We start from the raw sequence: 15,103 nt of genomic DNA, 5'->3' as shown, positions 1-15,103 counted from the left end.
TTTCTTTGCATACGGAAAGCGTGCTCGCAAGTGCTGCACATGGATCTGCTCCTGCTCGACCTTGTCATCGTCCTCGCGGCCGCGCGGCTCTTCGGAGCGCTGGCCAGATGGCTCGGCCAACCTCCGGTCATCGGCGAGATCGTGGCCGGCATCCTGCTGGGCCCCACCCTGCTGGGCCCCCTGATCGGCGACGAACTGTTCGGTTCCGAGATGCGGCCCCCGTTACAGGCCCTGGCCAACGTCGGCCTGGTGCTGTTCATGTTCGTCGTCGGCCTGGAACTGGACCAGAAGCTGGTCAGGGGCAAGGGACGGATCGCGATGACCGTGGCGCTCGGCTCGACCGTGGTGCCGTTCGTCCTGGGCTGCGTGCTCGCGCTGGCCATCGCGGGTGAGCACGTGGGAGGCGACAAGACCCTGCCGTTCGTGCTGTTCATGGGCGCGGCGATGGCCGCCACCGCCTTCCCGGTGCTGGCGCGGGTCCTCACCGACCGGGGAATGCAGCGGATCACGCTCGGCGGCCTCGCCCTGGCCTCGGCGGCCGTCATCGACGTGCTCGCCTGGACCGTCCTGGCGGTGGTGGTGGGCATCGCGGGGGCCGGAGAGTCCGAGGGGCAGTGGAAGGTCCTGCTCGCCCTGCCGTACGCCCTGGTGATGTTCCTGGTCGTCAAGCCCCTGCTGGCCCGGCTGGTGCCCGCGTACGAGAAGGCCGGGCGGCTGACGCCCGGCCTGCTCTCCCTGGTGCTCCTCGGCCTGATCGGATCGGCCTGGGCCACCGAGTGGATGCACGTCCACTTCATCTTCGGCGCGTTCGTGTTCGGCGCGGTGATGCCCCGCGAGGGGGCGGAACGGCTCAACCACGAGATCCTGGAGCGGCTGGAACAACTCGCCGTGCTGCTGTTGTTGCCGATGTTCTTCGTGGTGGCGGGGCTCAACGTCAACCTGCGCGAACTCGACCTGTCCAGCCTCGGCACGCTTTCCGCGATCCTGGTCGTCGCGATCGGCGGCAAGCTGCTCGGCTCCTACGCCGCCGCGCGGACCCAGCGGCTGCCCAACCGGCAGTCCTGGGCACTGGCCTCCCTACTCAACACCCGAGGGCTCACCGAGATCGTCATCCTCACCGTCGGCCTGCAGAAGGGCGTGCTCGACGACGAGCTCTACTCGCTGATGGTGGTCATGGCCCTCGTCACGACCGCGATGACCGGCCCGCTGGTGCGCAGGATCTACCCCGACAGGCGGGTGGCCCGCGACATCGCCGAGGCCGAACGTGCCGCCCTCGGCGTGACCGCCGCCCACCGGATACTGGTGATCGTGCCCGATCCGCCCGCCGAGCAGGCCCCGTTGGTCGGCCTGGCCACCACCCTGGCCCTGTCCAGATCGCCGTCCGAGGTGGTCCTGGGCCACCTGCGCCCCTACCCGGCAGGCCGCCTGGAGGTCGGCAGCGGCCTCTCCTCGGAGCTGGCCGAACTGGCCGAGACCCTCCACGACCTGGAGGCGCTGGCCGGCGGTGCCCGCGAGCGCGGCTCGGAGACCAGGGTGGTGAGCCGGTTCAGCGCGGATGTGGCAGGTGAGTCGCCGGAGCTGGCCGCCGGCGCCCGAGCCGACCTGCTGGTGCTGCCCGCCGGTGTCCCCGGCTATGCCGCCGTGCGTGACGGCGCGCTCTGCCGCGTGGTGACCGTGTCCTTGCCCGTGCCGGAACAGTCCGAGCCCGGTTCCGAGCCGGGGCCGGTCGCGGTACGTTACGGCTCCGGTGACGACGCGGCCGCGCACGTGGCGCTCATCCTCGCGATGCTGTGGAACCGGCCACTGGTCGTCACCGGCGGGAACCGGGCCTCAGCCCTGGCCCAGCGGCTGTCCAAGCTCGGCGTCGCGGCCGCCGCGGGTGCGATCCCCGGGAACGCGCTGGTCGTGGCCGCCGACACCGGGACCGCCCCGGAGGGCGCGCACCTGCTGGTCCGCGCCGAGCAGGACCCAGACCCGGTCGACTGGGCCGAGGCCGTCTCCGCCCTGCGCGCCCCGGCCCCGCGGCTCTGAGCGCGAGCGGCACGGCAAAAGAGCCGGGTGGTACGGCCCTGGCCGCACCACCCGGAAACCACTCGGAAGGCGTTCTCAGCCGTTGCGGTGTGACTCGTAGCGCATGGTGCGTGAGACGCCGATCCGCACGGTGGTGCCGGGCATGATGGTAACCGGCTCGTTCGGCGGGATGTCGTAGAAGTTGGGGTCGCCGGGCGGCTGGATCTGGGTGCCGTTGACAGATCCCAGATCGACCAGATTGACGTCCCAGCCGTCCAGCGCCACCCGCAGATGCCGGCGGGAGACCGAACCGTCGGGGCTGGTGACCTTGGCCGGGCGCACAGAGCCGTCGGCCACCTCGGGTGCCCGCTCAGGGTCGCGGCCCACCAGATAGTCGGTGTCGAGCCGCAGCGTGAGACCGTCGTCCAGGAGCAGGACCCCCAGCGGCGGGCGCGGTCCCTTGTAGGGAACGAGGGTGCGCTGGACCAGTGCGATACCGCAGACCGCGCAGTAGGGCACGCGAGGGTCGTTGAAGTGGTCGTTCTTGCAGTCGACCCCGTAGACCAGCGGCCGTGCCTCGGGTTCGGCCCCGGAGCTCGGCGCGGGCCCCGGCGGCTCGGCCGCGCCGGGCGTCAGCAACTCATACTCGAACGGCTGGTCGCGGACGTCGACGGGATCCCCGCCCATCCCGCTGGCCCTGGCCGTGTCGATGTCCTCGTGACGGACCTCTTCATGGTGGACCATCGCGGGGGCGGGTCCGGCGGAGGGCATCTGCCCCTGCGGTGAGGCCCCGGGGGGCGGCTCGGAGTGCCACGCCTGCGGCTGCGGCTCCATCGGCGGCGGGGCGGTGACCGGCGGGTAGGGATCCGCCGGGCCCATCGGATAGGGCTCGGCCGGGCCCAGCGGGTAGGGCGCCGGCGGGGCGCCCTCCGGTGGGGCCGACCACTCGGGGGAGGCCGGCCGCTCGGGGGGCGCGGGCATCGGGGTGGGCGCGGGGGCCACGGGCTCCATCCGGGGCGCCTGGTGGGCCTGTGACGCGGCGGGCTCCATCCGCGGCATGGCCTGCGGGGCGGCCCCCACCTCCGTCAGGTCGCACCAGACGCCGCCCGCGACGATCACTCCGGCGTCCAGCCGGGACAGCGGGTGCGCGGCCCCGGCGTCGGGCAGGCTCAGCTCCACCCGGGTCACCGGGCCGGGGACCAAGCGGTCGGACCAGGTGAGCGCGTCACGCCCGGCGAGCTGGATCTCACCGGCCGCGCCGGTCACCGCCGCGAATGCCGGACCGCTGACCAGGACGGCCACTCCCCCGTTGACCGGACCGGCGACGGCACACGCCACCGGCTCGCCTATCACGACGGCGAGGATCTGGGCGACACGGCGGGCCAGCGACCGGCCGTCGCCGCCCGAGGCCGCGGTCTCCCGCAGCGCCCCCAGCAGATCCTCAACGACGGCCTCGGCCGCGTCGCACACCAGCAGCAGGCCGCCCACATAGGCCACCAGCCCGTTGCCCGGAAGCGGACGCACCACTCCGAAGCCCTGGTCGGTCACAGAACTCTCCCTCCCCGGAAACGCCACCGGATGAACGGCACCCGCATGGGGCCGTTCGTCACCAGCCAGATGCATACCCAGACGACGGTGAAGTGCGTCCAGAAGGCGGCCGGCGGGACCGGATCGATAACATCGACTGCACCGGACCGTAGCAAAAAGTACAGCACAAGGCCTTCGGGCACGAGCGTCAGCAGACCGAAGAGGGTCGGCCAGTCCTTCTCCCATCTGAACTGCATCAGGAAGTGATATATCAGCTCCCAGACGATCCCCAGCACACCTACCGCCGCGAGGACCAGAAAACCGTTGAGGTAGCGCTCGGAGAGCGGCCCGGAGGAGCCGGGAAGCACCGGAACGATCAGCAGGGTGATGATCGCGCCAACGGTGGCGAGCATGAAGAGGCGCGTCTGAATACGGCCCCACAGAGTCGGAACCACGGGGGACTACTCCTTATACCGACGAGTTGAAGGCCCACTTGAACCACTGCGAGGTCGAGCGCAGCGGTCCCATCTTCTTGACGAACCCTCGCCTTGCCAGGTCGTCGGCTATCTCCTGAGCCGCGATCTGCAGGCCGAGGAAGGTGTCGACGCCCGGGAAGTAACCTCCGAGCGTGGCCGATCCCGAGGCGTAGAGGGCGCCGTCACCGTTGGCCGTCCCCTTCACCTCGAAGTGGCGCTCCACCTCGAGCCTGCCCACCGGATTGCGGAACGCCCCGCCGTGCTGGAGCAGGTCCGCGAAGATCCGATGCTCGGCGATGTCGGCCTCCAGGCCGGTGCAGTCGATGATGTAGTCGGAGACCGGCTCGCGGACGATGCCGTCGCTGCTGCGCACGTAGCTGACCAGCCGCCCGTCCTGGCCGTGCTCCACACGGTCCACGGTGCCCTGCACGGGGTGGTAGTAGCCGCCACTGCGCCCCGCGCGCATCTGCTCCTGCCAGCGCCGCCGGTAGGGGGTGTTGGTGCCGCCCATCTGCTTGTACTTCTTCGCCCGGTCGGCACCCTCGAGCTTGCGCATCTGCGCCTTGAGCTGACCGCCCCACACCGACTTGGGGTAGTTGAAGCCCTGGTAGGCCCAGCCGTCCCCGCCCTTGCGGCGTGACCAGATGTGCGGGCCGTGGGAGCCGCTGACGAACGTGCGGAAGATGTGGATGATCTGGGTCTGCAGGCCGTACCGCTCCCGGTCGTCGAACAGCCGCTGGAGCACCCGGGAGGCGACGATGCCGCCGCCGCGAATGACCACGGTGCCCGGCCTGGTCTTCAGGAACTCGTAGACCTGCTCGTGCGGCTCGTAGGCGTTGACGACGTGCTGGTAGTCACCGTGCTTGGTCCGGAACTCCTGCAGGTCGGGCAGGAACTTCAGGCCCGGGTAGCCGATCGCGATGTGCACGAAGCGCGAACGGAAGATGATGCGCTTGGTCGCCGCCGCGCCGTCCGGCGGGGTGACCACCGTGAAGTAGCCGCCCCCGGCCCGGCGGCGGACCATCCGCACCTGTCCCTTGACCAGCATGTCCCAGTAGTTGATGCGTTTGGCCTCGCGCTCCAGGTTCTCGAAGACCGTGCCCGCGCGCGGGGTCCAGTAGTCGTTCAGGAGCGGCTCGGTGAGGATCTGCCACAGGTACGACGGTTTCTTCTCCTTCCACGCCTCTTCCAGGGCGTAGGAGGGGAACCCCCACAGATTGTCCGGGCGGGAGGAGGAGTCGGAGCGGATCCGCTCCCCACGGGGGATCTGCGAGCACCTGGTGAGGAACTCGTAGGTCTGCCATGGGTGGTCGATATTGGAGACCACCCGCATCTGCGAGGTGGGGACGCCGTAAATCCTCAGATAGTCGAGCGTCACGAAGGAGCCCATGCCGCCACCGACCGTGAGGAACGGGATGTCGTACATGGGTATGCCCGCGGCGGCGACCATCTGGTCGGTCCACTCGGGCGCGCCGAGAAGATCCGGCGTCAGATCGCCGGCCGGAGCCGGCGTGTGGGGGGGTGCCAATTGACGTCCCTTAAGCTACATGGCCAGCCAGTTCACTAGCCAAAACCCTAGTCCTGGTACGAGCCGAAAACGAGTAGGACAAACAGGGATGATTTTCCCTGGTCGTCCTGTCTTCGGCGAGTATTCAGTGAGACGCCTGCAAGTGACATGTGGTTCGCTTAAACTCCGCTGAACACTCGATTCACGTCAGACGTCGCGAGCACACCGAAGATCTCGCCACCGCGCTCCACCAGGAGATACTCACCCGCCGGGGACTCGCGCATGGCGTCGATCAACGGCTCCCCCTCCAGGTCGGCGGCCAGTACCAGCGACGGTTCGAGGCTGCGCGAGAGCGAGCCCGTCGTCACCCAGGGGCGGCGGCTCTCCGGGGTGGCCTCCACCGCGACCTCGTTGACGATGCCCGTGGGGTGGCCCTCGTGGTCGACGACCACCATCGCCCCCGCCTGTGCCTCCGCCGCCCGGCGCAGGGCCTCGGCCAGCGGCACGTCACCGGTGACCGCGATGGCCCTCCTGGCCAGGGCACGGGCGTTGACCTTGGGGATGCGGGCGCGCACCCGGGCGCCGCGCAGCGCCTGGGTGGCACCGAACCAGATGAAGGCGGCCAGCAGCACCGACCAGGCGAACGTCATGTCCGGCGCCGACCCGGTCGCCAGCGCCAGCCCGATGGGGATCGCGACCAGGGCCACGGCCAGCCCCCGGCCCGCCCAGGCCGCGGCGACCGTGCCCGTACCGGGCTTGCGGGTGATTTTCCAGACGCCCGCGCGGAGCATGCGCCCCCCGTCGAGCGGCAACCCCGGCAGCATGTTGAAGACACCGACGATCAGGTTGGCGAACCAGAGCTGGAAGACCAGGACGCCGGGGATCGTGCCGGGGTCGATGATCCGGGAGGCGGCGAAACCGAGCGCGGCCAGGCCGAGCGAGAGCAGGGGGCCCGCGAAGGCCACCATGAACTCCCTGCCGGGCGTCTCCGGCTCGCGCTCGATCTCCGAGACGCCGCCGAGCAGGTAGAGCGTGATGCGCCGGACCGGCAGGCCGTACATCCTGGCGACCACGCAGTGCGCCAGCTCGTGCAGGAGCACCGAGACGTAGAGCAGCACCGCGAAGACGAACGCGACGACGTACGTGATCGGGATGCTCAGCTCGGGCAGCCAGAAGGCCACCACGCCCTGGAACGAGTAGGTGATGAACGCCGCCACGATGAGCCAGGTCGGCGAGACGTAGACCGGAATGCCGAACGGCCGGCCCATCCGCAGCCCTGAACTGTCCCGGCGTGGGCTGTCGCTGCTCACCGCTGGCTCACCACTCCTCGTTCAACCCGTGTTCAATCCACCCTCAAGCCTCGATGGTACGCGCCGCCGGCCCACTGGCAGACGCCACGAGGGCACCTCGGGCACAAACTGTCGTCACTGTGACCTACAGTGCGGTCATGTCGCTGACCGAGCCCACGATCATCGGAGCCCTGTCGCCGTCGCGGGCGGGTGACTTCATGACGTGCCCGCTGCTCTACCGTTTCCGGGTGGTCGACAGGCTCCCCGAACCTCCGTCGCCGGCCGCCGTGCGCGGCACGATGGTCCATTCCGTGCTGGAACGGCTGTACGACCTGCCCGCCCCCGGCCGCACGGTCGCCGCGGCCCAGGACCTGCTGGAGCCACAGTGGCACAGGCTGCAGCAGGAGGATCCTTCGTATGCCGACATGTTCACCGGCGACGACGACCGCGCCGAGTGGCTGGCCCAGGCCCGGGTCATGCTGGAAAGTTACTTCACCCTTGAGGACCCCACCTGCCTGGAGCCCGCCGAACGGGAACTCTACGTGGAGGCGGTGCTCGGCAGCGGCCTGATGCTGCGGGGCTACATCGACAGGCTGGACGTGGCCCCCGGCGGCGAGGTCCGCGTCGTCGACTACAAGACCGGCAGCGCCCCGGGGCCCGCCTTCGAGGCCAAGGCGCTGTTCCAGATGAAGTTCTACGCGCTGGTGCTGTGGCGGCTGCGCGGCTCGGTGCCCCGCCTGCTCCAGCTGATGTATCTGGGAGGTGGCGGCGAGGTCCTGCGCTACGCACCCGACGAGGCCGACCTGCTGGCCACCGAGAGGAAGGTCCAGGCCCTGTGGCAGGCCATCGAGCGGGCGCTGGAGACGGGCGAGTGGCGTGCCAGGCCCAGCAGGCTGTGCGGCTGGTGCAGCTACAAGGACCTGTGCCCGGAGTTCGGCGGCACTCCCCCGCCGGTGCCCGAGCGCCAGCCCGGCGACACCGTCCGCAGCAACCGCCGCCCCGCCAAGACCTCAAGGGCCGCCACCGACGAGCTGTAGCGGCTGTGTCGATCGCGCCACCGCGCGTCACGGCGAGGACGCCTGGACCCGCCCCAGGAAGAATCCTTGGGACGCGCCGGCGTCGCCAATGGCCCGTGAGGCCGCGCCGGGGACTGGACTGAGGAGGGCGGGGTCGTGAGGAACGAACGGCCCCGCCCGACGAGGGAAGGAGCCGGACAAGAGCGGCCGAACCGCGACGCGTTAGCGTCGCCGGCAACCGGCGCCGCAATCGAACACTGTCCTACGTGGGGATGAGGAGGATATCCGCCTGTGGCAGGGTGGCCGGGCAGGAAGGGCACCTAAGTTGGTTGTGTGCGCAACACCATCGGTAGCCTGCGGGCCTGGTTCCGCGAGCATCCGCTGATCCCTGATCTGTTCCTCGGGGGGGCGCTGGCGGCCGCCTCGGTTCCCTTCGCCCACGTCTCCCAGGTTTTCGGCGACCCGGCCCGGCTCGGGGAGCCGGACGCGATGAGCCTCGGACTGATCGTGATCGGTTGCCTGTCGGTGGCGCTGCGCCGCCACTGGCCTTTTCTGCTGCTCTGTCTGGTCTGCCTGATCGAGATCACGCTGGCCGCGGCGGGCCGGAACCCCTCCCTGCTCTGGCTCGCCGCCCTGGTGCTGGTCTACACGATCGCCGTCCGGCGCGGCCTGGCGGTCAGTCTCTGCGCTCCCGCACTGGCCCTGACCGGCCACTTCCTGTCCGCGGCGGTCGGCGGCGGGCTTGGCGAGTGGAGTACCCACCTGCTGATGGTCGTCTTCGCCGTCTCCCTGTGGATCGCCGGCCGGAACGTGCGGCTACGCCGGGCCTACCAGGCGGAGCTGCACGACCGGGCACGGCGCATGGAGCATATCCGGGAGGCCGACACCCGGGCGGCCAGAGCCGAGGAGCGCTCCCGCATCGCCCGTGAGCTGCACGACGTGGTGGCCCATCACGTGAGCGTGATGACCGTCCAGGCAGCCGCGGCACGCCGGGTGCTGGCCGGGAACCCCGAGGGGGCCCGGGAGGCCCTGTCCGCGATCGAGGAGCTGGGCCGGACCGCGATGTCGGAGATGCGCAGCCTCGTGGGCGTGCTCAGGACCGACGCGGCGCCCGCCGAGCGCAGTCCGCAGCCGGGGATGCGTGAGATTCCCGCCCTGGTCGACCAGATGCGCGAGGCGGGGCTGCCGACACAGCTGTGGATCGAGGACGAGCGCGGGACCACGGGGGCGCTGCCGCCCGGGGTCGACCTGGCCGCGTACCGGCTGGTGCAGGAGGCCCTGACCAACAGCCTGCGGCACGCGGGGCCGCGGGCACGAGCCTGGGTGACGGTGCGGCACGAGTCGGGTGAGCTGGCCGTGCGGGTCACCGACGACGGCCTCGGCCAGGAAGCGGGTGAACCGAGCGAGAGGGTGACCGGTCACGGCCTGGTGGGCATCCGCGAGCGCGTTGCCCTCTATGGTGGACTTCTGAGGATCGGCCCACGTCCCGAGGGCGGATTCGAGGTTGATGCCCGGTTCCCCCTCAAGGACACATGATGACGATCAGAGTGCTGCTGGTGGACGACCAGCCACTTCTGCGCACCGGTTTCCGCCTGATCCTCGAGGCCGAACCCGACCTCACCGTGGTCGGCGAGGCGGGGGACGGCAAGACCGCGCAGGACCAGTCGCGGGCACTGCTGCCCGACGTGGTGCTGATGGACATCCGGATGCCCGGCGTGGACGGCATCGAGGCGACCCGCCGGATCGTACGGGAGGCCGCCGGAGGTACGCACGTGCCCCGGGTGCTGGTGCTGACGACCTTCGACCTGGACGAGTACATCGTGGAGGCGCTGCGTGCCGGAGCCAGCGGCTTCCTGTTGAAGGACGTCCCGCCGGAGGAACTGGTGCAGGCCATCCGGGTGGTGGCGGCCGGTGACGCCATCGTCGCGCCGAGCATCACCAGGCGGCTGCTGGACAGGTTCGGCGCACACCTGCCGACCCACCGGCAGTCCACCCCCACTCGCCTGGAGCGGCTGACCGAGCGTGAGCTGGAGGTGCTCAAGCTGATCGCCAAGGGCATGTCCAACGCGGAGATCGCCGCCGAGCTGGTGGTGAGCGAGACGACGGTCAAGACCCACGTCGGCAACGTGCTCACCAAGCTGAGCCTGCGCGACCGCGTCCAGGCCGTCGTCCTCGCCTACGAGACCGGCCTGATCACCCCCGGCTCGCCTCCCTGACCCGATACCCGGCGCGAACGGGCGCGTCCGCGCACCGGCCGGTCACCACGGCGAGTGCGCGGGCCCGGGCCGGGGATCGATCAGTCCGAGACGGCCTGCAGAGGCGGCTGCTCCTTGGGGGCGTTCTCCGGGAAGTGACAGGCCACCTGGTGGCCCGCCGCCAGCTCTGCCAGCGGCGGTTCCACGGTCTTGCAGATCTCCTGGGCCTTCCAGCACCGGGTGTGGAAGCGGCAGGCGGGCGGCGGGTTGAGCGGGCTGGGCACGTCACCCTGGAGGCGGATGCGCTCGCGCCCCTCACGCCGCTTGACGTCCGGGATGGGGACCGCGGACATCAGCGCGGTGGTGTAGGGGTGCATGGGCGACTCGTACAGGTTCTTACGATCCGCCAGCTCGACGATCTTGCCGAGATACATGACCGCGACCCGGTCGCTGATGTGCCGGACCACCGACAGGTCGTGCGCGATGACCACGTAGGTCAGGTCGAGCTCGTTCTGCAGGTCCTCCAGCAGGTTGACGACCTGGGCCTGGATCGACACGTCCAGCGCGGACACCGGCTCGTCGGCGACGATGAGCTTGGGCTTGAGCGCGAGCGTACGGGCGATGCCGATGCGCTGGCGCTGGCCACCGGAGAACTCGTGTGGGTAACGGTTGTAGTGCTCGGGGTTGAGACCGACCAGGGCGAGGATGTCCTGGACCTCCTTCTTGATCCCCTGTTCGGTCTTGATCCCCTGGATACGGAACGGCGCGCCGACGATGGCACCGACCGTGTGGCGGGGGTTGAGCGAGGAGTAGGGGTCCTGGAAGATGATCTGCACGTCGCGCCGGAGTGGCCGGATCTTGGACTGCGACATGTGAGTGATGTCGTGGCCCTCGAAGACCACCTTCCCGCCGGTCGGCTCGATGAGCCTGGTGATCATGCGGCCCGTCGTGGTCTTGCCACAGCCGGACTCGCCCACCAGGCCGAGGGTCTCCCCCTTGAGGACGTCGAAGCTGATCCCGTCGACCGCTTTGACCGCACCGACCTGGCGTTTGAGCAGGCCCTTGGTGACGGGGAAGTGCTTCTCCAGCCCTTGCACTGACAGAATTGGCTCGGTCACAGACTTTCCGTTCGTCGAACGCGCGTCCGGAGCAACAGGCTTGTCGGCTCGCTCGCTCACGAGGGCTCCAGGTTCACTTTGATCTCGTTCTCCCAGATGTCCCGTTTGACCTCGTGGGACAGGTGGCACCGGACCAGATGGCCGCCGTCGCTCTCGAGCAGCTCGGGCACCTCGGTGCTCGACCTCCCGTCGGTGCGGTCGGCATAGGCGCAGCGCGGGTGGAAGGCACACCCGGTGGGCACGTTGATCAGCGAGGGAGGACTGCCCTTGATCGGCAGCAGCCGTTCGGTCCGTTCCCGGTCCAGGCGGGGCATCGATCCCAGCAGGCCCCACGTGTAGGGGTGTTCGGGCCGCTCGAAGATGTCCTCCGCGGTGCCGTACTCAATGCCCTTTCCGCCGTACATCACCAGGATGTCGTCCGACAGCTCCGCGACGACACCCAGGTCATGGGTGATGACGATCAGCGCGGCGTTGAAGTCACGCTGCAGGTCGCGCATCAGGTCCAGGATCTGCGCCTGGACCGTCACGTCGAGAGCCGTGGTCGGCTCGTCCGCGATCAGCAGTTCCGGGTCGCAGGAGAGCGCCATGGCGATCATCGCACGCTGGCGCATGCCGCCGGAGAACTCGTGCGGATAGCTGTCGACGCGCTTTTCCGGCTGCGGGATACCCACCCGGCCCAGCATGTCGATGGCGTGCTTGCGCGCGACCTTCTTGCTGACCTGGTTGTGGATCCGGTACGCCTCCACGATCTGCGCGCCCACCGTGTAGAAGGGGTGCATCGCCGAGAGCGGATCCTGGAAGATCATCGCCATCTTCTTGCCGCGCAATGTCCGGACGTGATCCGCGGAGGCGGTGACGAGTTCCTCGCCGCCCAGCCAGATCTCGCCGGAGATCTTCGCCCGGCCGCCCTTGTGCAGGCCGAGGATGCCCAGCGAGGTGACGCTCTTGCCGGAGCCGGACTCGCCCACGATCCCGAGCGTCTTGCCGCGCTCCAGCTGGAAGGAGAGCCCGTCGACGGACTTGACCAGGCCGTCGTCCGTCGGAAAGTGGATCCGCAGGTCCCTCAGTTCGAGAAAGCTCGACGGAGCGCTCATCCCAGCCTCACCCTCGGGTCGACCACCGCGTACAGCAGGTCGACGATCAGACTGGCCAGCACGACGAAGAGCGCCGCGACCATGGTGACACCCATGATCTTCGGAAGGTCGTTCGTCACGATGGCCTGAACGGCGTAGTCGCCGAGGCCCTTCAGCGAGAACGTGCTCTCGGTGAGCACCGCGCCACCGAGCAGCAGGCCGAGGTCCAGGCCGAAGATCGTCAGGATGGGGGTCAGCGCGGCGCGCAGGCCGTGTTTGACGACCACCCTGGACTCCTGCATGCCCTTGGCCCTGGCCGTGCGGATGTAGTCCTCGCTCATGGTCTCCAGCATTCCCGCCCTGGTCAGGCGCGCGTAGGCGGCGGCAGAAAGGAATGCGAGGGTGATCCATGGCAGCAGGAGATTGTAGGCCCACTCCACCGGATTCTCCAGGAACGGCGTGAAGCTGCCGCCCGGCGCGGTGATGCCCAACCCGTAGCTGAAGATGACGAGGGAGACGATGCCGGTGAAGAAGATCGGCAGGGAGACCCCGGCGAGCGCGATGCTCATCGCCGCCCGGTCGAAGATCGTGCCTTTTCGCAGTGCGGACAGCACACCTGTCGCGACGCCGCCGAGCAGCCAGATGACCGACGCGCCCAGGGCGAGCGAGAGGGTCACCGGGATGCGATCCACCAGGTCGGGCCAGACCGGCTGCCTCTTGATGAAGGAGTAGCCGAAACAGGGAGCGGGGCACTCCTCGACGGTGGCGCCGGTGTCGAACTCCGAGCCGACGAAGACACCTGAGATCCAGCGGCCGTACTGCACGGGAATCGGGTCGTTGAACCCGAGTTTTTCCGCCGTGACCGCGATCATCTCCGCGTCGGCGGATCTGCCCATGTAACGGCTGGCGAAGTCCTCAGACGTGGCGCCCGCGATACGGGGAACCACAAAGAAGATCGAGAACGTGACCATGCTCACGATGACGAGCATGAGCACCGCGCCGATCAGGCGCCGGATGATGTAAGTGACCACAGTCCCCCCGGCTCCAGGGACCGGCCTTGTGGGCCGGTCCCTTCAAGCCTCGACTAACTGAACAGGTTTTCGACGGTTACTGGACGCCCAGGTTCAGGTAGTCGTACATGTCGAACGCACCGGTGACGAAGACGTTCGTCGCACCCAGGGGACGAACGAGGACGCCCTTGGACCAGACCGAGGGCAGCACGTAGGCCTGCTCCATGACCCTCTGGTCGATCTCGCCCCAGAGCGCGTCACGCTTGGCGACATCGGTCTCCGTGAAGATCTGGTCGATCTTCGCGTCGATTTCCTTGTCCTTGATGCTGATGTTGTAGTTACCACCCGACTCACGGATGGTGCGGCTGTCGACGATCTGCGACATGAAGCCGAAACCGTCGTTCCAGTCGGCGCCCCAGCCGTTGGTGGCCAGGCCGATGCCGTTCTTCTTCACGAAGTCCGGCTTGCCGGCGTAGAGCGCGAAGTAGTCACCGGTCGGGTAACCCTTGAGCTCCAGCTTGATGCCGACCTTGGCCAGCGCCTGCTGAAGCGACTCGGCGGTCGCCTTCTCCTTGGGACGGTCGGCGCGGTAGGCCATGATGGTCTCGAAGCCGTCAGGCTTGCCACAGGCGGCGAGTGCGGCCTTGGCCTTCTCCACGTCGCCGGTGCCGGTCGGGTAGAGGTCCAGCTTCTTCCAGCCGCCGATCGACGGCGGCATCAGGCCGGTCGCGATGTCACCGCCGGCGAACTCGCCGCCGTAGGCGTTCTGCAGACCTACCCGGTCGGCGCCGTAGATGACCGCCTTGCGGCACTCCACGTTGTCCAGCGGGGCCACGTCGGAGACGATCGAGGTGTACCAGGTGCGGGCGCCGGTGGGGTTGTCCGCCCGGGCCTTCAGCGCCGGGTCGCCCAGCACGCGACCGAGCGCGGCGGGCTGGACGCCCGAGCCGGCGAGGTCGATGTGCAGGTCGCCGGAGAGGATCCGGTTGTCCAGGTCATCGGCGTTGACGCCGAGGGAGATCTCGTAGCTGTCCGGCAGCGCCTTGCGGATCGGGTCGGTCGCCGGGTCCCAGTGCTCGTTGCGGACCAGGGTGTACTGCTTGCCGGCCTCGACCTTGTCGAACTTGTAGGGACCGGAGGCGACCGGGTGCTCGCGGTACTTGACGCCGGTGTCCTTGTCCTTGGGGACCGGGATCGTGCCGGGCAGGGCCGCGAAGTTGTCGAAGCCGCCGTAGGCCTTCTTCAGGTGGAAGACGATCGTCTGGTCGTCCGGCGTCTCGATCGCGGAGTCGGTGTTGACGTCCGGGGTCTTGTAGACGCTCTTGAAGTCCTTCGGCAGGTCCAGCCAGTCGTTGAAGTACGTCGGGCCGTTGACCAGCGTCTCCTTGTCCATGGAGCGCAGGACCGCGTACTTGACGTCCTTGGACGTGATCGGGGTGCCGTCCTCGAACTTCAGACCGGCGCGGAGCTTGTAGGTCCAGGTCTTGCCGCCGTCGCTGGACTCGCCCAGGTTCTCGGCCAGGTCGGGAGAGAGCTTGCGGCCCTCGGCGCCGGGGGCCGGGGTGTAGGTCACCAACGAACGACCGTAGATCCTGACAAGGTTCCAGGAGAGGGCGTAGTAGGTGTCACCGGGGTCGATCGAGTCCCAGTCCTCGGAGATCGCCATCTTCAGGACACCCCCCTTCTTGTCAGAAGGGTTGAACACCGCCTCGAGTCCGGCGTTGAACGCGTCCGCGGCCGCCGGCGCGGCCGACGAACCATCGGCCGGCTTCGTCTCGCTGCCGCCGCCGCCACAGGCGGAGAGCCCCAGAGAGAGAGCGGCACCCGCGGCCGCGAAGGCCAGTGCGGATCTCTTGTTCATTTACTTGCACCCCTTGTTAAT

12 protein-coding genes are annotated in these 15,103 nt (G+C 68.9%); 4 read left to right on the top strand and 8 right to left on the bottom strand.

The genetic code is table 11. The features are described 5' to 3' along the window. Window positions 1–39: 39 nt before the first annotated feature. Window positions 40–2,031 (top strand): cation:proton antiporter, encoded by a 1,992-nt coding sequence (locus AB0J58_RS32125; RefSeq protein WP_364222928.1) that lies wholly within the window; start codon window positions 40–42, stop codon window positions 2,029–2,031. A 75-nt stretch (window positions 2,032–2,106) separates the two neighbouring features. Here AB0J58_RS32125 and AB0J58_RS32120 read toward each other — a convergent pair whose 3' ends face one another. The 4 genes from AB0J58_RS32120 to AB0J58_RS32105 form a co-directional block, all read right to left on the bottom strand. After that, window positions 2,107–3,558: an FHA domain-containing protein gene (locus AB0J58_RS32120; RefSeq protein WP_364222899.1), complete on the bottom strand. Its 1,452-nt coding sequence runs from the start codon at window positions 3,556–3,558 to the stop codon at window positions 2,107–2,109. Continuing rightward, window positions 3,555–3,992, bottom strand: coding sequence for a hypothetical protein (locus tag AB0J58_RS32115; protein ID WP_343961159.1), 438 nt, complete (start codon window positions 3,990–3,992; stop codon window positions 3,555–3,557). The genes AB0J58_RS32120 and AB0J58_RS32115 overlap by 4 nt, the downstream gene beginning before the upstream one ends. Before the next feature lie 13 nt (window positions 3,993–4,005). Beyond that, window positions 4,006–5,541 (bottom strand): hypothetical protein, encoded by a 1,536-nt coding sequence (locus tag AB0J58_RS32110; RefSeq protein ID WP_364222896.1) that lies wholly within the window; start codon window positions 5,539–5,541, stop codon window positions 4,006–4,008. Between the two features lie 158 nt (window positions 5,542–5,699). Then, a complete protein-coding gene (locus AB0J58_RS32105) occupies window positions 5,700–6,788 on the bottom strand; it encodes a site-2 protease family protein (RefSeq protein WP_364222925.1) in 1,089 nt (362 codons plus the stop codon). A gap of 179 nt (window positions 6,789–6,967) precedes the next feature. Here AB0J58_RS32105 and AB0J58_RS32100 point away from each other — a divergent pair, with 179 nt between their 5' ends. The 3 genes from AB0J58_RS32100 to AB0J58_RS32090 all read left to right on the top strand — a co-directional run bounded on the left by AB0J58_RS32100 (window position 6,968) and on the right by AB0J58_RS32090 (window position 10,041). Beyond that, on the top strand, window positions 6,968–7,846 hold the full coding sequence (locus AB0J58_RS32100) for a RecB family exonuclease (RefSeq protein ID WP_364222893.1): 879 nt from the start codon (window positions 6,968–6,970) through the stop codon (window positions 7,844–7,846). A 312-nt stretch (window positions 7,847–8,158) separates the two neighbouring features. After that, window positions 8,159–9,361 carry a sensor histidine kinase gene (locus AB0J58_RS32095; protein WP_364222890.1) on the top strand — a complete coding sequence of 401 codons (1,203 nt, stop codon included), beginning with the start codon at window positions 8,159–8,161 and terminating at the stop codon, window positions 9,359–9,361. Beyond that, complete coding sequence (locus AB0J58_RS32090; RefSeq protein WP_364222922.1) at window positions 9,361–10,041, top strand: response regulator transcription factor; 681 nt, start codon at window positions 9,361–9,363, stop codon at window positions 10,039–10,041. The genes AB0J58_RS32095 and AB0J58_RS32090 overlap by 1 nt, the downstream gene beginning before the upstream one ends. A gap of 80 nt (window positions 10,042–10,121) precedes the next feature. Here the strand turns inward: AB0J58_RS32090 and AB0J58_RS32085 are convergent, their stop codons facing one another. The 4 genes from AB0J58_RS32085 to AB0J58_RS32070 all read right to left on the bottom strand — a co-directional run bounded on the left by AB0J58_RS32085 (window position 10,122) and on the right by AB0J58_RS32070 (window position 15,082). Next, window positions 10,122–11,138, bottom strand: coding sequence for a dipeptide ABC transporter ATP-binding protein (locus AB0J58_RS32085; RefSeq protein WP_364222887.1), 1,017 nt, complete (start codon window positions 11,136–11,138; stop codon window positions 10,122–10,124). A gap of 56 nt (window positions 11,139–11,194) precedes the next feature. Next, on the bottom strand, window positions 11,195–12,232 hold the full coding sequence (locus AB0J58_RS32080; RefSeq protein ID WP_364222884.1) for an ABC transporter ATP-binding protein: 1,038 nt from the start codon (window positions 12,230–12,232) through the stop codon (window positions 11,195–11,197). Continuing rightward, window positions 12,229–13,242: an ABC transporter permease gene (locus AB0J58_RS32075; protein WP_364222881.1), complete on the bottom strand. Its 1,014-nt coding sequence runs from the start codon at window positions 13,240–13,242 to the stop codon at window positions 12,229–12,231. Before AB0J58_RS32075 ends, AB0J58_RS32080 begins: the two co-directional genes overlap by 4 nt. A gap of 76 nt (window positions 13,243–13,318) precedes the next feature. Beyond that, a complete protein-coding gene (locus AB0J58_RS32070; RefSeq protein ID WP_364222878.1) occupies window positions 13,319–15,082 on the bottom strand; it encodes an ABC transporter substrate-binding protein in 1,764 nt (587 codons plus the stop codon). Window positions 15,083–15,103 lie beyond the last annotated feature (21 nt).

The organism is Streptosporangium sp. NPDC049644 (assembly GCF_040675205.1).
Taxonomy (GTDB): domain Bacteria; phylum Actinomycetota; class Actinomycetes; order Streptosporangiales; family Streptosporangiaceae; genus Streptosporangium; species Streptosporangium fukuiense.
The sequence above is the reverse complement of the archived record's forward strand: the minus strand, read 5'-3'. Positions and strand labels throughout refer to the sequence as shown.